General features: G+C 37.9%; 21 protein-coding genes and 1 pseudogene. 8 read left to right on the top strand and 14 right to left on the bottom strand.

Going from position 1 to position 24,801, the window contains the following annotated elements; genetic code table 11:
* Positions 1–592: 592 nt before the first annotated feature.
* On the bottom strand, positions 593–1,204 hold the full coding sequence (locus tag ASC84_RS00305) for a LysE family translocator (RefSeq protein ID WP_056510557.1): 612 nt from the start codon (positions 1,202–1,204) through the stop codon (positions 593–595).
* A 189-nt stretch (positions 1,205–1,393) separates the two neighbouring features.
* On the opposite strand from ASC84_RS00305, the gene rlmKL reads away from it, so the two are divergent.
* On the top strand, positions 1,394–3,598 hold the full coding sequence (gene rlmKL, locus ASC84_RS00300; RefSeq protein ID WP_004721106.1) for a bifunctional 23S rRNA (guanine(2069)-N(7))-methyltransferase RlmK/23S rRNA (guanine(2445)-N(2))-methyltransferase RlmL: 2,205 nt from the start codon (positions 1,394–1,396) through the stop codon (positions 3,596–3,598).
* A gap of 18 nt (positions 3,599–3,616) precedes the next feature.
* On the opposite strand, the gene ASC84_RS00295 is transcribed toward rlmKL, so the two are convergent.
* Entirely contained in the window at positions 3,617–4,081 is a 465-nt protein-coding gene (locus tag ASC84_RS00295; protein ID WP_056510553.1) for a hypothetical protein, read from the bottom strand.
* A gap of 525 nt (positions 4,082–4,606) precedes the next feature.
* Positions 4,607–7,186 (bottom strand): ATP-dependent chaperone ClpB, encoded by a 2,580-nt coding sequence (gene clpB, locus ASC84_RS00290; RefSeq protein WP_004721111.1) that lies wholly within the window; start codon positions 7,184–7,186, stop codon positions 4,607–4,609.
* A gap of 266 nt (positions 7,187–7,452) precedes the next feature.
* Between clpB and ASC84_RS00285 the strand changes: the two genes are divergently transcribed.
* Positions 7,453–8,598 carry a hypothetical protein gene (locus ASC84_RS00285; RefSeq protein WP_056510550.1) on the top strand — a complete coding sequence of 382 codons (1,146 nt, stop codon included), beginning with the start codon at positions 7,453–7,455 and terminating at the stop codon, positions 8,596–8,598.
* 60 nt (positions 8,599–8,658) lie between these two features.
* Here ASC84_RS00285 and epsC read toward each other — a convergent pair whose 3' ends face one another.
* Positions 8,659–9,567 carry a serine O-acetyltransferase EpsC gene (gene epsC, locus ASC84_RS00280; RefSeq protein WP_004820985.1) on the bottom strand — a complete coding sequence of 303 codons (909 nt, stop codon included), beginning with the start codon at positions 9,565–9,567 and terminating at the stop codon, positions 8,659–8,661.
* A gap of 279 nt (positions 9,568–9,846) precedes the next feature.
* Between epsC and ASC84_RS00275 the strand changes: the two genes are divergently transcribed.
* From ASC84_RS00275 to ASC84_RS00265, 3 genes are all read left to right on the top strand, one after another.
* Positions 9,847–10,335, top strand: a complete 489-nt coding sequence (locus ASC84_RS00275; RefSeq protein ID WP_004721117.1) for a rhodanese-like domain-containing protein — start codon at positions 9,847–9,849, stop codon at positions 10,333–10,335.
* Between the two features lie 211 nt (positions 10,336–10,546).
* Positions 10,547–11,479: a family 2A encapsulin nanocompartment shell protein gene (locus tag ASC84_RS00270; protein ID WP_004721119.1), complete on the top strand. Its 933-nt coding sequence runs from the start codon at positions 10,547–10,549 to the stop codon at positions 11,477–11,479.
* Complete coding sequence (locus ASC84_RS00265; protein ID WP_056510547.1) at positions 11,454–13,421, top strand: family 2A encapsulin nanocompartment cargo protein cysteine desulfurase; 1,968 nt, start codon at positions 11,454–11,456, stop codon at positions 13,419–13,421. Before ASC84_RS00270 ends, ASC84_RS00265 begins: the two co-directional genes overlap by 26 nt.
* A gap of 340 nt (positions 13,422–13,761) precedes the next feature.
* On the opposite strand, the gene ASC84_RS00260 is transcribed toward ASC84_RS00265, so the two are convergent.
* The 4 genes from ASC84_RS00260 to ASC84_RS00245 are packed head-to-tail and all read right to left on the bottom strand — an operon-like array spanning position 13,762 to position 15,836.
* A complete protein-coding gene (locus ASC84_RS00260) occupies positions 13,762–14,229 on the bottom strand; it encodes a hypothetical protein (protein ID WP_056510544.1) in 468 nt (155 codons plus the stop codon).
* Position 14,230: 1 nt separating this feature from the next.
* Positions 14,231–14,845 carry a hypothetical protein gene (locus ASC84_RS00255; RefSeq protein ID WP_056510542.1) on the bottom strand — a complete coding sequence of 205 codons (615 nt, stop codon included), beginning with the start codon at positions 14,843–14,845 and terminating at the stop codon, positions 14,231–14,233.
* Between the two features lie 3 nt (positions 14,846–14,848).
* A complete protein-coding gene (locus tag ASC84_RS00250; RefSeq protein WP_056510539.1) occupies positions 14,849–15,400 on the bottom strand; it encodes a PAAR domain-containing protein in 552 nt (183 codons plus the stop codon).
* Entirely contained in the window at positions 15,393–15,836 is a 444-nt protein-coding gene (locus ASC84_RS00245; RefSeq protein WP_056510535.1) for a PAAR domain-containing protein, read from the bottom strand. The genes ASC84_RS00250 and ASC84_RS00245 overlap by 8 nt, the downstream gene beginning before the upstream one ends.
* Positions 15,837–16,123: 287 nt before the next feature.
* Here ASC84_RS00245 and ASC84_RS00240 point away from each other — a divergent pair.
* Positions 16,124–16,937: pseudogene (locus ASC84_RS00240) on the top strand (peptidoglycan DD-metalloendopeptidase family protein).
* A 184-nt stretch (positions 16,938–17,121) separates the two neighbouring features.
* Here ASC84_RS00240 and ASC84_RS00235 read toward each other — a convergent pair.
* Complete coding sequence (locus tag ASC84_RS00235; RefSeq protein WP_056510534.1) at positions 17,122–17,544, bottom strand: OsmC family protein; 423 nt, start codon at positions 17,542–17,544, stop codon at positions 17,122–17,124.
* Between the two features lie 151 nt (positions 17,545–17,695).
* Here ASC84_RS00235 and crp point away from each other — a divergent pair, with 151 nt between their 5' ends.
* Positions 17,696–18,406: a cAMP-activated global transcriptional regulator CRP gene (gene crp, locus ASC84_RS00230; RefSeq protein WP_004721139.1), complete on the top strand. Its 711-nt coding sequence runs from the start codon at positions 17,696–17,698 to the stop codon at positions 18,404–18,406.
* Positions 18,407–18,735: 329 nt separating this feature from the next.
* The gene (locus ASC84_RS00225; RefSeq protein WP_056510532.1) at positions 18,736–19,785 is read left to right on the top strand and encodes an NADP(H)-dependent aldo-keto reductase; all 1,050 of its coding nucleotides are present in this window, start codon (positions 18,736–18,738) and stop codon (positions 19,783–19,785) included.
* A 94-nt stretch (positions 19,786–19,879) separates the two neighbouring features.
* Here the strand turns inward: ASC84_RS00225 and ASC84_RS00220 are convergent, their stop codons facing one another.
* The 5 genes from ASC84_RS00220 to ASC84_RS00200 all read right to left on the bottom strand — a co-directional run bounded on the left by ASC84_RS00220 (position 19,880) and on the right by ASC84_RS00200 (position 24,750).
* Positions 19,880–20,665: a M48 family metallopeptidase gene (locus tag ASC84_RS00220; protein WP_004721143.1), complete on the bottom strand. Its 786-nt coding sequence runs from the start codon at positions 20,663–20,665 to the stop codon at positions 19,880–19,882.
* A gap of 111 nt (positions 20,666–20,776) precedes the next feature.
* On the bottom strand, positions 20,777–21,082 hold the full coding sequence (locus ASC84_RS00215; protein WP_056510530.1) for a hypothetical protein: 306 nt from the start codon (positions 21,080–21,082) through the stop codon (positions 20,777–20,779).
* Positions 21,083–21,222: 140 nt separating this feature from the next.
* Positions 21,223–22,014 (bottom strand): M48 family metallopeptidase, encoded by a 792-nt coding sequence (locus ASC84_RS00210; protein ID WP_004820958.1) that lies wholly within the window; start codon positions 22,012–22,014, stop codon positions 21,223–21,225.
* A 179-nt stretch (positions 22,015–22,193) separates the two neighbouring features.
* Positions 22,194–23,513 (bottom strand): adenylosuccinate synthase, encoded by a 1,320-nt coding sequence (locus tag ASC84_RS00205; RefSeq protein WP_004721148.1) that lies wholly within the window; start codon positions 23,511–23,513, stop codon positions 22,194–22,196.
* A gap of 70 nt (positions 23,514–23,583) precedes the next feature.
* Complete coding sequence (locus ASC84_RS00200) at positions 23,584–24,750, bottom strand: ATP phosphoribosyltransferase regulatory subunit (protein ID WP_056510528.1); 1,167 nt, start codon at positions 24,748–24,750, stop codon at positions 23,584–23,586.
* Positions 24,751–24,801 lie beyond the last annotated feature (51 nt).

Here is a 24,801-nt window from a genome sequence, read left to right as displayed (position 1 = left end):
GCCCCGTATGCACTTTGCGCTCATCATGAACTATATTCAACCTGTCAAAAAACTCAGACACAAGAATATAATTTCTCTTAATCAATATTTTAAATTAAATCAATTACATGAGAAAAATAAATTGTTTAATTCTAAAAATCTTGCAATGCCACACCTTATATTCAAAGTTTAAATAGCTTTGCGTAGGCGATGCCTCACTTTTCAGAGATGAAAAGTGACAAAAATCTTCTATTGAACTAGGGGTACGTCCTGTACCCCCGCCCAACGGCGACATCCCTGTCGCCCCACTATAGGATCACCATCTATGATTCAAAAATACAAAAATGAATTGATAACCAAGAGTTTCTAAAAGTTCATACAAAAACATAAGCTTCATTTATGATCAATGACTTGATGCAAATCAGTAATACTTCAAATATTTCAGAGCTTTGCTCAATGTTTCGATTTTTTTGCTTTTTAGTCATTTGACCTAGCCGATCAACTAAAACATCATGATTATCAGCGACACTATTCTGTTCAATACATCAGTGCAATTGTAAAAATAAATCCATGTTTAAGCCTTACATTGAATGTAAGAAAGTTAAATCAAATTTTAATGATAAAAATAGCGCCAACATATTTCCAATGAAATCAAAATCAATAACAGTCCCATCACGATATTAAAAAGACGTGCTCGATTTCCTGTATTTAAAAAGCTTGCTAACTTTTCACCAGCAATCCCCCACAGTAATAAAGATAGATAACAGACGACAAAATAAATCACTACAAAAACCAATAAAACAGCATGGATATGCCCCGTTGAAAATAGCCCTGTACCCGCCACTGCGGCAATCCATGCTTTGGGATTTAGCCATTGCATTAACACACCTTGTATAAAGGTCGGTATTTTTACTTCATCTTGGGATTGACTTGAGATAACTGTCCCTTTTGCACGTAAAATATTGAGTCCAATCCACAACAATAAAACTGTACCTAAAATCGTGATCACATCAAGAAGTACAGGATAAACCACAATCATTTGATACAAACCAAAACAGACTGATGCCAATAACAAGGTAAAACCAATGGTCGCCCCTGAAATAAATGCAAAAGTTGCTTTTACACCATAATTCATACTGCTAGTTAAAATGGTCAAATTCACAGGTCCCGGTGAAATCGACATAGATAGCGAAAAAATAAACATTGAAACAATAAGACTGAGCATTTTTTAAATTCGTTATTTGATCTTATCTACATATTGATATTTGAATATATTTCAAGCAAAAAAACCGAATTTTTAACTGAATTTAGTACTTTTTATAAAATTTCGGACTTAAAAGGCCATTCTATAAGTTTTCGTCATCAAAATACGCTAAAATACGCGATTGCTTTTTTAATGTCTTTGGAAATATTCATGAATTCGAAACCACGTCTTTCTACATATTGGGTTACCTGTGCAGATGGACTAGAAACCTTACTGCAAGAAGAAATTCAAGGTTTAGGGATTCAAGATATTGAAAAATTTCCTGGACGTTTAATCTTTAAAGGCAAACTCGAAGATGCATACCGTGTTTGTATGTGGTCACGTTTGGCTTCTCGTGTACTAACACCGATTCATGTTCATGAACTTGAATTTACCCATGACGCACGTGACGTTGCAGAAGAACTTTATGAAGGTGCGATCAATTTTGATTGGTCACTTATTTTTGCACCACAAAGTACTTTCGCAATTCGTCTTCACGTAGAACGTGATATTAAAGTCAATACACAGTTTGCGACTTTACGTGTTAAAGATGGTGTGGTTGATTCCTTCATGGAAGCTGTCGGTAAACGTCCAAGTATCGACATTAAACAGCCTGAAATTACCCTGTATGTGCTTGCTGGAAAAACTGAACACACCTATTGTTTAGATTTATCTGGAGATTCTTTACATAAGCGTGGCTATCGTCGTTTTATGACAGATGCGCCGATTAAAGAAAACCTAGCCGCCGCTATCCTACAAAAAGCACAGCTTAAACAACGTAATCCAGAAATTATTCTTGACCCAATGTGTGGTTCAGGAACCTTTATTATTGAATCATTGATGATCCTAACTGATCGTGCACCTGGTTTAGTGCGCCGTTTCGGCTTTAATGGCTGGAATGGACATGATCATGAGTTATGGATGTCGATTAAAGCTGAAGCAGCTGAACGTCATAAAGTTGCCTTAGAACAACCTTTACCTAAATTCTATGCTTATGATGCAGATTGGGAAGCAGTAAAAGCAACCAAACAAAATATTATTGCTGCTGGATTTGAGCAACAACTGGATCAAATTCAAATTGAAGAGCGTACTTTAGCAGATTGGCCTGATTTCCAAGCAGAAGGCAAAACTTCATTTATTGTCACCAACCCACCTTATGGTGAGCGTTTAGGGGAAAAAGCCTCTAACCGAGCTTTATATTTGGGTCTGTCAGCACTTCTACAAAAGAATTTCCCCAATCAACATGCTGCAGTTATCGCAGCGGCTGTTGAACAAGCTGATGTATTGGCATTTAACAATCCACAAATCTTACGTTTAATGAATGGTAAATTGCCAATTTATATCCGTTTTGGTGATATTAAGCCAGCAGCTGTGGTTAAACCTTTCCTTGCAGATTGGCAACCTCAACAATTTGAAAAAATTGAAGGTGCAGAAGACTTTACCAATCGTTTACAAAAAAATATGCAAGCTTTGAAAAAATGGGCTGTAAAAGAAGATATTTATTGTTTACGTCTCTATGATGCAGATTTACCAGACTTTAATGTCGCTGTAGATTTGTATGGTGATCGTTTACATGTTCAAGAATATGCACCACCAAAAACCATTGACCCAGAAAAAGCCAAAAAACGTTTTAACCTCGCTTTGGCTTCAATCCGTGCCGTAACAGGTTTAGGTCGTGATGCGATCTTTATCAAAACCCGTGCCCGTCAAGAAGGTAAAACCCAGTATGCAAAACAAAGTACTGCATCTAAACGTTTTATTGTTCAAGAAGGTAAAGCCAAAATTTTAATCAACTTGACTGATTATTTGGATACTGGATTATTCCTAGATCACCGTCAAATGCGTCTACGTATTGCAGCTGAAGCTAAAGGAAAACATTTCCTGAACCTGTATAGTTATACCTCTACAGCAAGTCTACACGCTGCTTTAGGTGGTGCTGCAAGTACGACAAGTGTTGACTTATCCAATACTTATCTAAATTGGTCTAAAGAAAACTTTGTCTTGAATGGCTTAACAGTTGATCATCCAGATGAACAGCATCAATTCTTCTCAAGTGATTGTTTTGAGTGGTTAAAAGAAGGTCATGAACAATATGACATGATTTTTATTGACCCACCAACCTTCTCAAATTCAAAGAAATTCTATGGTACTTTTGACGTGCAACGTGACCATATTTCTTTACTTAAACGTGCAATGAATCGTCTAACCACAGAGGGAACGTTGTATTTCTCAAATAACTATCGTGGTTTTGAGATGGACGAAGAAATCGATGCAATGTTTGATGTACAAGAGATCACCAATGAAACAATTGGCTTAGATTTCAAACGTAATCAAAAAATCCATAGAGCATGGAAAATTAAGCACTTCCCTGTTTAATCATGTTAGACCTCGGGCTTATTTATAAGCCACGGGGTCAATTTCATGTCCTATATAAAGTGTAACGCGATCTTGGGTTGTAATTCGGACATCATGGCGTTGATATGGATTATAACCAACCTCAATTATTCTATATTTTTCAAGTGGTTTTAAATATTTATCCCCAGGTTGATTTGGATCTGGATCTTTTTTCTGCCACTCGAAATCAGTTAATACAGTAGAATAAATTTCATCTTTTTTAGCATCGTCTGACCTTTCCTGAGCAACTTGTTTATGCAGGTTATTTTGCTCTTCGACAGGTTGTTGTGCATTTTCCTTTACAGCTTTAATAATAATGGGTGACAGTTTAACCACACCTACAGATTGCGCTGCAAGATCTTGATCATCTAATTTATCTGCCAATGCCTCTATCGAACTGAATGCCATCAAGAGAAAACCGAATATTTTTAAATAATCAGATTTGTCCTTATCTTTGATCCTCATGATCAACTTTTCCTTTCTTATTATTCCTCATTGAAAAAACTATCAATTTTTGACCGTTTTTTCAATAAATTCATGAAAAACCCGATAATAGGTAAAACCTAAATAAACACGCATAAATATCTGATGATTAAAATAATATGATGAAGAGCCAAGGCTATGCCGATTGCTTCTTCTAGATGGTTTATAGATCTATGCATCCCTATAGCTCTGGATGCTTGATTGGGGAATCAAACAGGCTTTAAACCTTTGCATCAATTCTGTGATGTGTAGTGTTTTCCCTATTATGCGGAAAGTCTTAATGTGGCATTCTGCTGTTCAATCAACCTCAATTACCCTTCACAAGTGCTATCCATCAATATTACTTCCCCTTACGCCAATGCTTGCACTTATGTAGAACACTAAAAAGTCCTCAAGCTTGCAATGCCATACCTTATATTCAAAATAACACGCAAAAATATAAATGCTTATCCAATAAAAAAGCCAACCACCTTGCGGTAGTTGGCTTCGGTTATACTGTTGGATAAATTAACTTAATTTTAATTTACCAAAATCAAGTTGACCATTTTCAGCACTGATTAAGATGGTATCACCTGCTGTAAATTGACCGGCAAGGATTTGCTGAGCCAATGGATTTTCAACCTGTTGTTGAATTGCACGTTTAAGTGGACGCGCACCATATACAGGATCAAAACCAGCATCAATCAGAATATCAAAGGCCTGATCATCGACTTTCAATCCAATGTCTCGTTCAGATAAACGTGAACGTAAACGATCCAATTGAATATCCGCAATGCCACGAATTTGTGATTTTTTCAACGAGTGGAACACCACCAATTCATCGATACGGTTAATAAACTCAGGACGGAAATGTTGTGATACGGCATTCATCACCGTTAAACGAACATCTTCATCACTCGCACCTTCACCGAGTTCACGTACATCACTTGAACCTAAGTTCGATGTCATCACAATCACGGTATTTTTAAAGTCAATCACGCGGCCTTGTGAGTCAGTTAATCGACCATCATCCAACACTTGTAATAAGATGTTGAATACATCTGGATGGGCTTTTTCAACTTCATCAAATAACACCACACTGTACGGTTTGCGGCGTACTGCTTCAGTTAAAACACCACCTTCTTCATAACCCACATAACCTGGAGGTGCACCCACCAAGCGACTCACCGAATGCTTTTCCATAAACTCTGACATATCGATACGGATAATTGCATCATCACTGTCAAATAAGAAGTTACCTAAAGCCTTGGTTAACTCGGTTTTACCCACCCCTGTTGGTCCAAGGAATAAGAACGAACCACTTGGACGATTAGGATCAGATAAGCCGGCACGTGAACGACGAACTGCATTTGAGACAGCAACCACAGCTTCATCTTGCCCAACCACACGGTTATGTAAGAAATCTTCCATATGAAGCAATTTCTCACGCTCGCCTTGTAGCATTTTTGACACAGGAATACCGGTTGCAGCACTGACCACTTCTGCAATTTCATTTTCAGTCACTTTGGTACGAATCAGTTTCGGTTCTTCATTGACTTCCGCAACCTCTTCTTCATTCAAACGTTTTTGCAACTCTGGAATCACGCCATATTGCAAACGACTTGCTTCTGCCAAATCACCTTCACGTTGCGCTTTTTCAAATGCAGTACGTGCTTTATCAAGTTCGATTTGCGCCTGATTTGTACCATCGACTAGACGCTTTTCTGCAATCCAAATTTCTTCCAAATCACTATATTCTTTTTCAACATCTGCAATTTGTTTTTCCAAATGCTCAACTTCAGCTTTACTGACTGAATCTGCATCTTTTTTCACCGCTTCCAATTGCATTTTTAATTGGATTAAACGGCGGTCTAAACGGTCAAGTGGCTCAGGTTTTGAGTCAATTTCCATTTTGATACGTGATGCTGCTTCATCAATCAAATCAATCGCCTTATCTGGTAATTGACGGTCTGTAATATAGCGATGTGACATTTTCGCAGCAGCTATAATGGCAGAATCGAGAATTTGCACCCCATGATGCGTTGCATATTTGTCTTTTAGACCACGTAAAATTGCAATGGTGTCTTCAACACTTGGTTCATCCACCAGAACTTTTTGGAAACGACGTTCCAAAGCTGCATCTTTTTCAATAAATTGACGATACTCATCCAGAGTTGTTGCACCGACACAACGTAATTCACCACGTGCCAATGCAGGTTTTAACATATTACCTGCATCCATCGCACCATCACCTTTACCCGCACCGACAAGCGTATGTAGCTCATCAATAAACAGGATGATCTCACCATCAAATTTAGCCAGATCTTTGAGTACTGCTTTTAAACGTTCTTCAAACTCACCACGGTATTTTGCACCAGCCAGCAACGAGCCTAAATCTAATGATAAAACACGTTTACCTTTTAAGCCTTCAGGCACCTCACCATTGATAATACGCTGTGCCAGACCTTCAACAATCGCTGTTTTACCTACACCTGGTTCACCAATCAATACCGGATTATTTTTAGTCCGACGTGACAGCACTTGAATGGTACGACGGATTTCTTCATCACGACCAATCACTGGATCGAGTTTGCCTTCCGCAGCACGTGCCGTTAAATCTACAGTATATTTATTGAGTGAATCTCGCTGATCTTCATGGTTATTTGCCATAACTTGTTCGCCACCTCGAATATTTTCAATTGCTTTGCGTAGTTTGTCGGTTGTTACACCTACACTGGTTAACAATGTTTTGGTTGCACCTGTTTCAGCAAGTGCCAAGATCACCCAGTCGGTAGATAAAAATTCATCTCCTGCTTTTTGAGCAAAACTATCTGCCAAATTAAGCGCACGTACAGCTTCTGGATTTAAATTGATATCCCCAGTCGGTGTTCCAATTTTTGGTGCATCAGCTAAAGCTTTTTGCAGTTTTGTTTTTAACTCAGGTAGATTGGCGCCTGACTGTTGCAACAGACTTAGATTGGATGGTTCTTCCAACAAAACGGAAAGAATATGAATACCCTCAATTGCGGTATTATCATTACCCATTGCCTGAGATTGTGCATCAGATAAGGCTTGCTGCAGGCGGTTCGTAAATTTTTCAAATCGCATTCTTGTTATTCCTCACAACAAATTTTGTACTTGAATAATAAATGGGAACGTTTTTTTCGATTTCAATAGCAATAATGAATTAATTTATATATTTTTCAAAAACTTACCAAAACACTTGAAATAGATTTCAGTATTAATATCTGTGCTGAAACGTTATTTTTCAAGTAAGCTGATGGAAAAATATAGAGGATTAGTTTTTTAAGCGTTTGTATTTTCAACGATATGCTTTAGAGTAAGGAGTATTGAGAGATTTTAGTATAAGAACAATGTTGACTTTCGGTAAATCATTAACTGTGTTAATTGCAGTATCTGCACTGTATGCCTGTGGCTACAAATCGCCAAATAGTGAAGAATTTCCGCACAAACATATCCAGCAATTAACACCGAATATATCAGGCATAGAATTAAAATGGTTTAAAACGTCTGATGATATAAATAGAAAAGCCATCAATGAAAATTTTATCATCTACAGTTGCCCTGAAAGTGATGTGAAACAAAAACCTGTAAAAAACTTTAAAATATGTACTTACGATTTAAATCACGATCAACAGATTCAGCCTCATTCCATTGCTGCACAAACAAATCAATTTATCGATCAAATGTTCGCGCTAAATCACAATCACTTTCTCATCACTATTAAAACCTTTCAATCTGGTGTGAATGATCCAATGCAAGCCTATTTGTTCAATGCACAGACACAAAATTTAACGGCCATGACTTCATTTTCTTATACTGCATTTTCTCAGACAATTTTAGAAAAAATGGTACAGGAAAAGACCTATCAAAAGAAAGTTTTAGAATATGGCACTACGGTTTATTTTGATCCTCAATATATTTCTGCTAAAGAAGCCGCAGAAGCTCAAGAAGAACTCAAGCAACAACAGCAATCTGTAATCGAAAATTTCAAAGATATTTTTAGAGACAGGCCTGAAGAGCCAAAGCGTGATTTTTCACCAGATGATTATCGTGTTCAACCTGCCGAACCTTTTAATTTAAAGCTTATTCAACAGTTAAAGCTTTATCTACAACAATACCAATCAGAATGCTATTTAATGGTTGATCCCGAAACACAGCTCTTAAAAACACCACAAAGTTATATCTATAGTCGTGATTTTTCGCAATTTCTGCCACAGTTAGAAAATGAAATAGGGCTGCCTGAATGCAAAAAACCAGCGGAATCATCACCTGTAAATGCCAAATATCTAAAATATCAAAGTATTGATGATGTTAAGGGCTCAGGAAATCATTATGTATTTTGGTTTACGCCCATTGGTTATGATGTATTCGAAATCAAACAGCATGGGCAAAATAAACAATTTAAGCTGCCCATTGACTCTGCTTGGATATATCAAAGTAGAAATAAACTGATCATCTCCACTGATCAGACTTACTACATCATTCCACTTTATTAATGAAGTGTTTTAACCTAATAAAAACTCTAACCCACTTTATTCATTAAGTATTCAATAGCTTTACACTTCTGACTTTGTCGCAGAACTTTGAGAAACCGCACTATTCGCTGCGACACTTTGAGTAATCCATACATTCCCACCAATTACAGCGCCTTGACCAATGGTAATACGCCCAAGAATGGTTGCACCTGCATAGATCACCACATTGTCTTCAACGATTGGGTGACGTGCATATTCTTTCTGTAAGCGCCCAGAATCATCAATTTCAAAACGTTTGGCGCCAAGCGTTACGGCTTGGTAAATCCGCACATTTTTACCAATAATACAGGTTTCACCAATCACCACACCAGTACCATGATCAATAAAGAAACCTTGATCGACTTGTGCACCCGGATGTATATCTATGCCAGTTTTTGAATGTGCAATCTCAGCAATTAAACGTGCTAACAGTGACAAGTCTTTTTTATAAAACTCATGTGCAATACGATGGTAAATAATTGCCAAAATACCCGGATAACACAATAAAACCTCATCGACACTTCGCGCTGCTGGATCACCATCATAGGCCGCAATAACATCTGTATCTAAAATACGGCGTAGATCTGGTAATTTTTGCGCAAATTCACTGACGATACTTTGTGCCAATACCTCAATCACATCGGCATTTTCGTTGTGCTTTTTATATTTATAATCATAGGTTAGATTGAGTTTGACTTGCTCCAATAATGAATGCAGAGTTTTCTCAAGTGCATGTGCAATATAAAAATTTTCGCTTTGTTGGCGTAGGTCAGGTGGTCCAAGTCGCATTGGAAACAAAATGCCACACAGATCATTCATAATTTTCTTAATTTCATCTTTTGAAGGTAATTCCCTACCGCCAAAGTCTTTTAAGCTTTTACGTTGAGTACGCCATTCATTTCGAGCTTGTTGTAGCTCATCCACAATATTGGGGATATTCCATTGGGTCATATATTTACCTACTGAAACGACTTTCACAATCCATGCGCTTAACATGAAATTTTATTATTCACTTTGAATATGTAAATACTATTTTATTAGCAATCTTGTAGATAAACATTCTTCGTATAAAGATATCTTTAAAAATCATTTAAACCTTATTTCAAAATAAGAATAAGCAATTCAATTTTTATTAATTTATAGAATATAGAAAATCATTATAGTTGTTATCAATACATCTGATACATCAAGACTTAGATGTAATTCTAAGTTTGAAGAAAGGCAACTGAAATGACGAGTTTAAATCAACAACACTTTACCGAATTAACTACGGCTCAAATTGAAAACATCTTTGAACAAGCAAAACAACGTGTAGAAGATCATTATTTAGAATTTACAGGGACGATTTTACCTCATGAAGCATGGGCTTTGTTTAAAGCGGGTCATGTGGTGATTGTCGACGTACGTACCAACGAAGAACGTAAGTTTGTGGGCTATGTAGAAGATACCATTCATATTCCTTGGGCAACAGGAACTGCTCTAAACCGCAATCCACGCTTTGCCAAAGAACTTGAAACTAAAATTGGAAAAGACAAGATTATTCTACTGCTTTGTCGTAGTGGCAAACGTTCCGCAGCCGCTGCAAATGTGGCTTTTAATGCGGGTTTTGAAAATATTTACAATATCGAACAAGGCTTTGAAGGCGACCTTGATGAAAATGATCATCGGGGTTCTTTCAATGGATGGCGTTTCCACAACTTACCTTGGCGTCAGGAATAAAGCTTTTGCTTTATTCCCCTTATGAATTTTTATAAGCAGTTGAGAATGATTAAAGACGCTCTTAATTAGAATCAAATTAATGCAATAAATACCCGTCACAATTAAACACCAATAGCAAAATTCTTACTTTATTGGAGATGATAAAAAAACAGCATTTTTAAATCAAATCAGTAATCAATAATTAATTTCAAATACCACCAAGGATTAAAACATGGCTAAGAACCAAGAAGTCACACGCCAAGCGCTAAATGATCAAGCGGCCCGTCAACTTGCCAATGCGACAAAAACAGTACCTCAACTCTCAACTATTACACCTCGTTGGCTGACACATTTATTGCAATGGACCCCTGTTGAAGCAGGTATCTATCGGGTCAACAAAGTCAGCAATACCGATGACATTCAGGTGGCTTGTACACAACGTGATGAAGCAACACTTCCACAAACTTTTGTCGACTATGAAGTTAATCCACGTGAATATTTTTTAAATGGTGTTTCCACTGTACTGGATATTCATACCCGTGTTTCTGACTTATATAGTAGTCCACACGATCAAATCAAAGAACAGTTACGTTTAACCATTGAAACCATTAAAGAACGTCAAGAAAGTGAATTGATCAATAATCCTGAATACGGCTTATTGGCTAGTGTTGCAGATGAGCAACGTATTTCCACTTTGACGGGTGCACCCACACCAGATGATTTTGATGATTTACTGCGTAAAGTTTGGAAAGAACCAGGCTTCTTCTTAGCACATCCCGATGCGATTGCCGCTTTTGGACGTGAATGTACCCGTCGTGGTGTTCCACCACCAACTGTAAGCCTATTTGGTTCACAGTTCATCACTTGGCGCGGTATTCCACTGATTCCTTCAAATAAAATTCCAGTTGAAGACGGCAAAACCAAAATCATCTTGTTACGCGTTGGTGAAAAGCGTCAAGGTGTTGTTGGCTTATTCCAACCAGGTCTTGCTGGTGAACAGGCACCTGGCCTATCTGTACGCTTTATGGGCATCAATCGTAATGCAATCGCCTCTTACTTAATCTCCTTATATTGTTCTCTTGCTGTGTTGACAGATGATGCACTCGCTGTGCTCGAAGATGTGGAGGTAGACAAGTACCATGACTATCCAACAACTTACAAGTAATCAACCTACTCCAGATATTTCTTCTGATCATATTGCTGATGCACCCATCAGTGAATCTGTCATTGCACAATTGGCTGCTGAATTTTTTTCGACTTTACCCAAGCAAAACCCACAAGGTTTTAACTTTGATATACCCGATCAACGATCTCAAGGTATTAGTCACCAACCACAGCCTAAAGACCCGATTACTGCATTGTCTGGGCGCATACCTGCCATTGTGCAACAGGCAAATTTAAACCCGGATTCTACACATCACTATGTAGAACCGACCGCCGACCATCCCGAGCGTAGAATTCTATCTTCTTCGCCCATTGTTGGTGGTGCAAATACTCCTGATCCATTTGCTGTCGGACAAAAGCTAGATTTGTCTTTGAATCCTACACAAATCACACAACAGACTGCACCATCAAACCTAACAACCACTGCGCCACATCAAGCTCAATCGAGTTATTACTTTTTGGATCTGCCTCACCCTGAAGTTACCAGCGCCCAAACAGTCAATACCAATGCGGCTCAAACTGATGTGCTTAAAAATCCATATGCGTTTGATCATTATCATGTGACAGATGATCAGCAATTAAAAAGTGTATTACAAGATCGTAATGACAAACCTGCAACAGCAGCGTCTGGTTATTATTTTCTTCAATCACCCACCATTGAAGCTGTTCGTCCGCATTCAGATGTGCAAATACCAGCGAATGCTCAGAACTATCAACCCATTGATATTTTGCAAATCCGTCGGGATTTTCCCATCCTACAAGAGCGTGTAAATGGTAAGCAATTAGTTTGGTTGGATAATGCAGCCACCACCCATAAACCTCAGGCGGTCATCGATCGAATTTCATATTTCTATCAACATGAAAATTCGAATATTCACCGTGCAGCACATGAACTTGCAGCACGTGCCAGTGATGCTTATGAGCATGCACGTGATGTTGTTGCTCGCTTTATTGGGGCCGCTTCAGCAAAAAATATCGTCTTTGTTCGAGGTACAACAGAAGGCATCAACTTAATCTCAAAATCGTGGGGTAAACAGAATATTCAAGCGGGAGACGAAATTATTGTGTCCCATCTTGAACATCATGCCAATATTGTGCCTTGGTACCAACTCAGTAAAGAAACTGGTGCAAAACTCCGTGTAATTCCTGTAGATGATACTGGTCAAATTCAGATTGAGGAATTTGTAAAATTGCTCAATCCTAGAACCAAACTGGTTTCGATTACACAGGTTTCAAATGCCTTGGGTACTGTAACGCCTACTCAAGAAATTATTGCATTGGCGCATGCAGCAGGTGTGCGAGTTTTGATTGATGGTGCTCAGTCTGTTTCGCACATGCCCACCAATGTTACTGCCTTAGATGCCGATTTCTTTGTGTTTTCTGGGCATAAAGTTTTTGGCCCAACGGGTATTGGCGCTGTTTATGCCAAGTCTGAATTACTTGATAGCATGCCTGTATGGGAAGGCGGCGGAAATATGATTCAGGATGTGACGTTTGAGAATGTGGTCTATCAACCTGCACCAAATAAATTTGAAGCAGGTACGGGGAATATTGCAGATGCTGTTGGCTTAGGCGCTGCTTTAGAATACGTAGAAAGTATTGGAATCCATAACATTGCACGTTATGAACATGACTTGCTTGAATATGGTCAACATGCACTACAAAGCGTTTCTGGACTACGCCTGATTGGTACTGCATTAAATAAAGCCAGTGTGATGTCTTTTACACTGGCAGGCTATGAAACGGAAGAGGTCGGGAAAGTACTCAATCAATATGGTATCGCCGTGCGTACTGGGCATCATTGTGCGCAACCGATCTTACGCCGTTTCGGTGTTGAACATACGGTACGCCCTTCTCTTGCGTTTTATAATACCACTGAGGAAATTGATTTATTGGTTTCAGTATTGCATCAACTCCGCCGTGCTAAACCTTATAAATCCTAATTTTAAACTTTAGCTTTTAAAGCTTAGTTTTAAGTTTTAGTTTTCAAAGACTTTATTGATCGATCATAATCACATGCTTAATTAATTAGGCATGTGATTTTCGAGGTGAGATTGTATAATCTATTTTTGAATGGGGATGCGTAATTCATCCAATTAGTGAAAATATCCCCTCAATTCGATAAAACGATAAAACGATAAAACGATAAACTACAACAAAAAAATTAAGCCGCTATTTAGTTTAAATCAGAATGACTTACTATTATTTTTATCAACCTATTTTTGCATCATTTCTAAGGCGATGTTACTCTTAACTTTAAAGTAAATATATCAACTGTACCTGTTAGTAAGGACAGTAATCTTTCGAGCTAACAAATCGTGGGTCTGCATAATTCTTTTGAATGATAGCCTTCCATTTGATACGCTTATCTTCCAGCCATTTAAGCGTCTTTAAATCTTCCTGATTTGTAGTGGGTCTAATCTTGCTATAATCAGATACAAACTTCCCTATCCAACAATAGTCGGAAATTAAGCTAGGCAATGCATCATTTTCTATTTTTCCATTGAAAAGACTTTGTTCTTCATAAGCTTTTAAAATAGACACTTTCATTAATGCTGAATCATAAATAGCATCAGATACTTCACTCTTGATTTTTTTATCTATTACCTTATAAATTGGTGTATCCAAAGAGAAATAAGCACTTGAAGATTCAAATGATTGCTTTAATTCCTTACTGTCTAATTCAGTAGCATTAGAACAAGCACTTAAACTAACAGAGATAAAGCAAATAAAAATTATTCTTTTTTTCATTTTAATACCTATTTGGTGGAAATGGGGTGAGAGGACCTTCCCCTCTATAGGTTCTGTCATCTGTTAATTGTTTGACCATTCCTGCATGATAGTCTTGTTTAAAAATTCTATTAAAAGTTTGTCTATTAATATATAAAGGGCAATAATTATTACGAGCCAACGCCCTTGTATCTAAGAGAACTTGCTTAATATCCATGGCATTTTTGATTCCCAAAATAAGCATAACATCTGTAGGTGAAAAGCCAGTTTTCACTTTTAGACTAAATGCTGTTTTTTCAAATTCATGAATAATCTGAAAAGCTTCTTTTTGAGCATGTTTTTTAACGTATTGGCTGAATTTTATATACATTTGAGTATTAAATGAGAGCTTGCTAAGCATGCCATCACCTAATTTATTAATATCATATTCTAGTCCAAAACGTACAGCTAACAAAACTTCAATTTTATTAGTAAGTTCGGCCTGTGACCAATACCAACTATCAAAAAAGAAATTATATGGTGCTGCCTTGTAATAATTATCAACTTTTAAAATTGGGTTACAAGTTAAAGAATTATACTTACATAGCTCTACATCTTCAGGAAATTGACCATTCGGTAACCCTATACTATCGCTCATAGCTTACTCCCAACTTTCCATAGGTTCAGATAAGACAGGGATAATGAATTGTATCTGTTCTTCTTCATTTCCTGAGTTGATGGCTTGTGTTTTTCCTTCAGCATCCGTGATGCCTTCAATAACTTCACCTGAAGCTCTTATTATTCTATAAGGTAATTCTGTGATAGGCTCATTCGTGGTTTCATCTAATAATTGATACTGCAAACCAAAATTTGTTGAGATTACTTTATCTATAAAGCTATTTTGTAAAGGCTCTTTTGAGCCTGAAGAACGTCTATAATTCTCACCTTGGCTTGTTCCAACAACATGATCTTGTTTAGGTAAAATTTTAGCTCCACAAGTCAATAAGTCATCAACATAAGCAACAGCTTTGCCATCCATAATAATATGATCATGGCTTTTAATAATTTCAGACCAACATTTGCACTTAGGGCAAAAGTGACCATCTCCAGCACGTAGAAATAGATTTCCCATTTGAGAGGTTCGTTGTTGTGTTGCTTGAATGATGCCTCCATGATTTGTCATAGAGTTATGAATTGCAAAACCTTTAACCATGATTAACACCTTCTTGGCACAAAAAGCCTTCAGGGGCCTTATCACCGATAAAGATATTTATAGCTACAGAGTTATTAGGGCTATCTACAATCTCATCACCATTCTCTAAGTGGCTTCCTACCAATGCAACGGACTGACCATTTATAAGGCACCCCTTGCCAGCACCTGAAATGATTTTAGAAATCTCCCCATCTGCATAAATGACATCATCACCGACTAAAGCAATAGGCATTCCACCAATTCGGCTTTCCAATGCACTCGCTTTAACCAACCCACCATTTTTGGTTTTAGCCCCATTTACCGCAAGGTAATAGATCTTTTTGGGCCTATGTCGAAAATAAAGCTGCTCTGCTTTTATTGTTTGCTTTATGTCTTCTTGAGACATCTGTTTTAACTGTTCAATTGGTAATTCATGTAAAAAATTAGGTTTTGTCATACTTAGTCCAATTATTGTTATTGAATGAAGAACATAGCGATTTAAACATAAAACCAACTATTAAGACAAATTTAATGGAATTGTTAATTATATTTAATAATTTAAATTTATTTACTCAAATTAACGACAGTCTTTTATGGCGCTTCTGTTCTGATTATCTCGCTTATTAAGTTTATGACCAATTGCATAAAGTAAATCACATACATCTTTCTTGTCTTATAATTTAACAATCACATGCTTGAGCATCTAAATAAAAAAGCGAGATACTACAAAAAATTAAACCATGTATGTTATTTATGCCTTCAATCAAAAAACTTTTCCTACTATCTAGCTTAATTATAGCAACTCAATCCTTTGCCTTACCTCAAGACTCACGTCGTGCAGGTGGCATAGCGGTTATTCCTGTTCCTAAAACCGTGTTAAATGTCACTTACCAAGACAAACCTGTCTTGATCGTGGATGGTGAAAATTCAGTAAACCATATTGTTTTTGGTATTCCGCTTTCAGTACCACTGGGTACACTGCAATTACAAAGCTCTACTGGCCCAATTAATATTGAAGTGAAGCCATTTAAATACGCTGAGCAGCGCCTCAATGTAAAAAATCAGGATTACGTCAATCCAAATCAAGAACAACTTGATCGTTATAGCCAAGAAGCTAAAGAACAAAACAGTGTTTACGGCTCTTTTAGCCCTGCACAATGGAAAGACTTTCCAAAATTCATCAGACCTACAGCAGGAAAATTTAGTAATTCATTTGGTCGTAAACGTTTTTTTAATGGTGAAGAGCGTGCCCCACATTCTGGTTTAGATATCCCTGCCCCCCATCGGACAAAAAGTTGTTGCGCCAGCTGCGGGAAAAGTGGTTGCGACAGGTAATTATTTCTTTAATGGGAATACCGTCATGATCGATCACGGACAAGGTCTGATCAGTATGTTTTGCCACCTCAGTAAAATAAATGTAGAAAAAGGGCAAATCTTGAAACAAGGTGAATTATTGGGATTGGTGGGTAAAACAGGGCGAGTAACAGGTCCACATCTACACTGGGGAATGAGCTTAAATAATGCCAGAGTTGACCCACAATTATTTTTATCACCTTAATTTAGCAAGAAAAATGCTAAGAAACCTTTGAACGCTTGTTTCAAAAATGCTTATTTTTGAACAAATACACATTTTGTAATAATTTATTTTTTTTAATTTTGATCGGATAAGTCACCAAATTAAGCAGCCAAAACGCGTTAAAAAAAAGCCAATCTTTTGATTGGCTTTTTTTTAATTAAGTCAGTTATTCTGCAGAAATAATTTCAAAATCATGGGTGATTTCGACACCACCATCGGACAGCATTTTACTTGCTGAGCAATACTTTTCGGCTGATAATTCAACAGCTTTAGCCACTTGCTTCTCTTTTACTTCATGCCCTGTCACCACAAAATGTAAATGTATCTTAGTGAATACAGCTGGAATCGTGTCTGCTCGATCCGCTTTGAGCTGACAAACAACATTTGTTACATTTTGCCTAGATTTCTTTAAGATGGTCACAATATCGAATGAAGCACACCCACCAAGTCCCATTAATATGAGTTCCATAGGACGTGGTCCACGGTTTTCACCACCATATTCAGCAGAACCATCCATTACAATTTGATGACCACTTTCTGATTTTGCTTCGAAAGCAACATTCTCTAACCAATGAACGCTAGTTTGCATTGCAACTACCTAAAAAAAGCTATAAATTTACGGGGTACCTGTACACTAGCATAAAATGAGTTGATAAGGAATTTCATCTCTACTGCTTCTACGTGACGAGTTCAATTTAGATCAACAGATCTAGTTATTATCCAATTCGGAATTTTTAAGCATGTCTTCTAATTTTGCACAACTTAGTACAGATGCTTTGTCTCCTGGTCAACTACCTGAGTCAGTCAAAGCTTTGCTCAAAAGAGCCCACATCAATCGTTTTCCAAAACGCTCAACGATTATTGATGCAGGTTCAGAGTCAAAATCACTGTATTTAATTTTAAAAGGTTCAGTTTCAATTATTTTACGTGAAGATGATGAACGTGAAATTGTTGTTGCATATTTGAACCCTGGGGACTTTTTTGGGGAAATGGGATTATTTGAGCAGAATCCACAACGTACTGCGGAAGTAAGAACCCGTGACGTATGTGAAATTGCTGAAATTTCATATGACAATTTCCACGAAATTAGTAAACAATATCCTGACTTAAGTTATGCCGTATTTGCACAACTTGTTCGTCGTTTAAAAAATACAACACGCAAAGTAACTGACCTTGCATTTATTGATGTATCTGGTCGTATTGCACGTTGTTTAATAGATCTTTCAGCACAGCCTGAAGCGATGATCTTGCCAAACGGCCGCCAAATCCGCATTACTCGCCAAGAAATTGGTCGTATCGTGGGTTGTTCCCGTGAAATGGTTGGTCGTGTTCTAAAAACACTTGAAGAACAAGGCATGATCGAAACCGACGGTAAAGCCATCCTTATATTTGATGTATCTTTGGAAGAATCTAATTTTTCTGAAGACGAACTAAGCACAGATGATGAATAAAGCTTAAGAACAAATTTGAGAATTTAATTCCTTAAAGAATTATGTTGAATGGGATAAATATCAAATATTGTCAAAAAGTTAAAATATAGTTTAAAAGCAAACTCCCGAGTTTGCTTTTTTCATGTTGCGATAAATACACAGAGAATTACTGTGAGCTGGTCTCATGACCATGTTATAAAACAAGACCAAGCTAAAATGAGCATTTTATAAAAAAATCAGATAACTTTATCTTATTTTGATAATTAGAAACATTCTTTCACTTAGTTATCAAATTTAAATTACGTTATTATTCTCATAAGATACTGAATATTAATTTTGAAGGACATGAAATGAAGTCAAATCGTTTAGGGCATTCTGATCTTGTTGTACCTGAAATTTGTTTAGGTACCATGACGTTTGGTGAACAGAATAATCAAAATGAGGCATTTGAACAACTTGCTTATGCGCTCGATCAAAATATTCATTTCTGGGATACTGCTGAAATGTATCCGGTACCACCTAAACCAGAGACACAGGGATCGACTGAAAGCATCATAGGGAATTGGATTGCTCAAAACGGTCAACGTGACAAACTCATTATCGCCACCAAAATTGCAGGCCCCCAACAAGGCGGCAGTCAAATTCGTGATGGGCATACCAAGTTTATAGAAGCAGAGATCAGTAGTGCTATTGATAGCTCGCTCAAGCGCTTACAAACAGATTATATAGATCTTTATCAACTGCATTGGCCACAACGCCCTGTTAACTTCTTTGGCACGTTAGGCTACAGCAATCAGCTTGCGGCACGTACACAAGACATTACACCACTTGCTGAAACCTTAGAAGCACTCTCGAAAGAAGTGAAAAAAGGGCGTATTCGTCATATTGGCTTATCCAATGAGACACCTTGGGGTACCTTAAAATTTTTACATTTAGCTGAACAATTGGGCTTAGAAAAAATAGTGAGCGTACAAAATCCTTATAGTCTACTCAATCGTACTTATGAAATTGGGATGTCTGAGATCGCACAACACGAGGGCGTTGGCTTACTCGCTTACTCACCCTTGGCCTTTGGTTACTTAACTGGCAAGTATCGCCACGGCGCACGCCCTGAAAAAGGACGTATTACACTATTTTCTCGCTTTAGCCGCTATAGCAATCCACAGAGCGATTGGGCGACAGAACAATATGCACAGCTTGCAGAAAAACATGGTTTAAGCCTTACCCAATTGGCTTTGGCATTTATTAAACAACAATTTTTTGTGAGTAGTACCATTATTGGTGCGACTACGCTCGACCAACTAAAAGAGAATATTCAGGCCTTTGATACCCAATTGTCTGAAGAAATCTTATTGGAAATAGATGCGATTCATCAGCAGCAGCCAAACCCTGCACCTTAAACGCTATTTTTGAAACGCTCGTTGTTCTACGTTGTTTTCAATAAAAAAGGATGCATAAGCATCCTTTTCTATTCGATAGGTTTTATCAAAAAACTTATCTTCCGCCTCGCGCAGTATAAACTGCCATTGCAGCAGGTAAATTCTTTTTCATTGCATTGATACGATTGACATCAGATGGATGTGTTGACAGTAATGCAGAACCTTTTCCTCCACCCTGTTTCGCCATTTTTTCCCACAAGGTAATTGCCGCTTGAGGATTATAGCCAGCTTTCGCCATCATCATTAAGCCACCCTCATCCGCACGACTCTCTAAACTACGTGAGTATGGTAAGCCTACCCCGACTTGACTTCCCAAATCGAGCGCTGCATTGCCTAATTCACCAATTTGGCTGCCTGCATAAGATTTACCAATACCAACTGCAAGATTGGTCAACGCTTGCGCACCTAATTTTTGTTTCGAGTGCTCTTCTAAAGCATGGGTCATTTCGTGGCCCATCACCGCAGCAACTTCAGCTTCAGATAGATTAAGTCGATTTACAATCCCTGTGTAGAAAACCACTTTACCACCGGGTGCAACATAAGCATTGATTTCGTCTGACTTAAGTACCGCCAATTGCCAATCAAATCTTTGACCCGTTTGGTTCATTTGATCAGCAAAAGGTTTTAATCGAATAAATGCTGCATTTACTTTTTTATAAGTTGCAGAAGTTGTATCTAAAGTCTTATTCAAACGTGCTTCTTGCACTGTTTTATTAAAGCCTTGTGTTGCATTTAAATTAAGCGTTGCAGAATCAGCACCTGCCATATCTGCGATAGTTGAGCACCCTGAAATTGAAATGGCAGTCGCCGCACAAAGACTAAGCATTAATTTATTGTTCATTATAATCAACTCCATGGAGAACAAATAAAAGCATTGTGGATTATATGCAAATGTTACATAAGGATAAATCAATAAAATCCATTAATTCATATTAATTATGTAAGTGAAATATCACAAAAATTGAATCGCCAACCAATATATGAGACAAATTACATTCAGGGTCAAATATATGTTTTTCAATGGAATAATCTTTTGTTCTAAATGTTGATCATTTCTTTTGATAAACAAAAATGCATTCTGGATCAAAATAATAGGAACCAGTACACATGCAACCATCACACTCAAACCAAGCAATGCATTATTGATGATATTCAGATCATTGGTTTGTGCCTGAATAATCAGCATTGCGATCGTTGGAGCACCGCCCATTGCGAAAATCAGAGAATAAAATATCGTACTCGATATATTCTTTTGCATCCTACAAACTCAATGTGTGTCTAAAAATACATTTTAACAAGCTAAGCTTGAAAACCTAGTCTAATTGATATCGACTTTAGTCTTTTTTAGCTGTAAATAAAAAGCCCGATTTACATCGGGCTTAACGTTCTACAATCAAATTACTTTTTAATCACAGATTGATAGATTTGCTTTGCTTCAACCATGTTTTTGTTTAAATCTGAAATACGGTCGTTATTTGATGGGTGCGTTGAAGTGAACTTCTGTACCCCATTATTACTACCACCATCAATCTTGTTCATTTTTTGCCAAACGCTGATTGCTGCTTCAGGATTATAGCCAGCTTTCGCCATAAGCATTAATCCACCACGGTCAGCAGACGACTCTAAACTACGTGAATATGGTAAACCTACACCATATTTACTTCCGATATCTAAAGCTTGAGTGCCGACTGAGCCCAATTTATCGCCTGCATAAGTTTTGCCCATTTTCACAGCAAAATCTGTAATTGCAGTTGCGCCAGCACCACGTTTAGAATGCTCTTCTAAGGCATGGGTCATTTCATGTCCCATAATGGCAGCAATTTCAGCATCAGTCAGTTTCAATTGATTGACGATACCTGTAAAGAACACAACCTTACCGCCAGGCATGACAAATGCATTGAGTTCATTGGATTTAAGCACGCTCAATTGCCAGTCAAATTTTTGACCCGTTTGATTTGCTTGATCAGCAAAAGGTTTCATCTTTAAGAAAACAGCATTAACTCGTTTATATGTTGCAGATGTTGTATCAAGTGCTTTTTGTGCCTTTGCATCTTCAACAAGAAGTTTATAATCTGCTGCTGCATTGAGGTTTAAAGTCGCAGAATCATTACCCGTTAATTCAGCAACAGTCGTACACCCTGTTAAGCCTATAGCCAACCCTAAGCCAAGTAATAGTTTCTTGTTAATCATTATTTTCACCAAATTTCATAGATCTTATTGCAAGCTTCAAAACGAAGCTCAGCTCTTAGCGGCTGAATTATGTTGTATTTTACAAAAAAAATCAAAATATAATCACACTTTATTTAAAACACCTGAAAATAATAACAATAAAAAAAGCTCCCGCAGGAGCTTTTTAAAGTTTGAATCAATTAAGCATCAAATGGATGACGCATCACAATTGTTTCATCACGATCTGGACCTGTTGAAATGATGTCGATAGGACATTCAATCAACTGTTCAATACGTTTTACATAGTTAATTGCGTTTTGTGGCAATTGATCCAATGATTTCGCACCAAACGTAGACTCAGACCAACCAGGCATAGTTTCATAAATTGGTTTTAATGTTTCAAATGCAAGCGCATCTGTAGAACCCACACAACCTGAATCTGCTGCTTCATAACCGATACAGATTTTCACTTCTTCCAAACCATCTAAAACATCAAGTTTAGTTAAGCAAATACCTGATAATGAGTTTACATCTACAGAACGACGTAAGATTTCAGCATCAAACCAACCACAACGACGCTGACGACCAGTCGACGCACCGAATTCTGAACCCACAGTACCCAAATGTTTACCAACTGCATCACCAACATCATTGGCAGCATCATAAACAAGCTCAGTTGGGAATGGACCTGCACCTACACGAGTTGTATAGGCTTTGGTGATTCCCAAAACATAGTCAAGATGCAATGGACCAAGACCTGAACCAGAACTTACCCCACCAGCGGTAGTGTTCGATGAAGTTACATACGGATATGTACCATGATCGACATCAAGAAGTGAGCCTTGCGCACCTTCAAACATGATGTTTGCACCATCTTTACGATAGTCATGCAATGTTGTAATCACATCTAAAACTAATGGCTTAACCACTTCGCGCCATTGATCACAAAGTGCCAATACATCTTCAACTTTAACTGCTTCAACACCGAAAAATTGAGTCAATTGGAAGTTATGATATTCAAGAAGCTCTTCAAGCTGTGCTTTAAGATGTTCGCCACCACGAACTAAATCCGCAACACGGATCGCACGACGGGCTACTTTATCTTCATAAGCAGGACCAATACCACGACCCGTTGTACCGATTTTGGCATTACCACGTTTCTTCTCACGCGCTTGATCAAGTGCAATATGGTGAGGAAGAATCAACGGACAGTTTGGAGAAATACGCAGACGTTCACGAACGGGTACGCCTTCTTTCTCAAGAATATCCATCTCTTTGATCAATGCTTCAGGTGAAAGTACAACACCATTGCCAATTAAGCAAAGTACGTTTTCACGTAAAATACCTGATGGAATGAGGTGAAGAACTGTTTTCTTACCACCAACGACGAGCGTATGCCCTGCGTTATGTCCGCCTTGATAACGTACTACCGCAGCTGCTTGATCTGTGAGCAGGTCAACGATTTTACCTTTACCTTCGTCGCCCCATTGGGTACCGAGTACCACAACACTTTTGCCCATAATAGCCTCATTACATCATGCTGTTAAAATAGAAAACCAAATCGAATGACATGAACATTCAATCTGATACTTAAATTGTTTCGATTTTCCACTCACCGGCAACATTCACCATCTGGTGGGTTGCATTTGGAACTGAGTTTAAATCGTCATTACCCAATAACTGAATTACACTTAAACCTTGTTGACGTGCTACGGCAATCGCATCCAGCAAAGTGGATTCGGTACCTTTCGGTGCAACCACTTTTTCAATCTGTTGACGTTGACCCGCACTTAAGGAATACAAGTCACAAGAAAAGCCTGTTGCAGGACGCGCGCGTCCAAAGTGTTCACCAATACCATCATAACGACCACCTTGTGCCAACGGTGCAGCACGGTTTGGTGCATACACGGCATACATTAACCCAGTGTGGTAATGGTATGAACGAAGCTCTACAACATCGATACCAATATTGAGTTTTGGCCAACGTGCTTGAATTTCTGTATATGTTGTTTTAAGTACCTCAAAAGCATTTTTAAATGCTTCATCAGCAAAAATTTCTGCGCTAATATTCGCTTGCAATGCATCCAGATCACTTGCATAACGACCTAAAGCATAAAAATCAGAACCAAACTCTAAATCTTGAGTGAATTCAGCAAGTTCTGGTAATGCTTTGCGCTGATACAAATCAGATAAATGGCTTTCTGTTGATTTGTTTAAACCCACATGTTTTACCAGACTTCTAAACAGTCCTACATGCCCTAAATCAAGATGGATACCATCAGCTAAACCCGCGGTATTAATCAGATTGAGCATCACGTCGATCATTTCAACGTCTGCGTCAATACTGTCTGATCCAAATAACTCTGCACCTAACTGAAGTGGTGCACGTGTGGTATTAAAACCTTGTGGTTTAGTATGAAGTACAGTTCCTGCATAGCAGTAACGCGCCACACCTTGTACTTGATGTACATGGGCATCAATACGAGCCACTTGTGGTGTCATATCGGCACGCACACCAAGTAAACGACCAGAAAGTTGGTCGATGACTTTAAAAGTGGCTAAGTCTAAATCTTGATTCGATTCGGAGAGAGAAGAAAGAGATTCGATGTATTCGATGAATGGCGTATACACCAGCTGATAACCTCGTGATGCGAGGAAATCTAAAGCTTCACGGCGCAATTTTTCAATTACTTGCGCTTGCTCTGGTAATACATCAGCTACACCATCAGGTAATAACCATGTCTCTGAAATGGGCATGTTGTAAACCTAAATCCTGTCAGCGCGGAAGTAATCCGCATAAAAAAATCG

The sequence above is a fragment of the Acinetobacter sp. Root1280 genome (assembly GCF_001425285.1).
Taxonomy (GTDB): domain Bacteria; phylum Pseudomonadota; class Gammaproteobacteria; order Pseudomonadales; family Moraxellaceae; genus Acinetobacter; species Acinetobacter guillouiae.
This window is presented reverse-complemented; position numbering and strand designations above follow the sequence as displayed.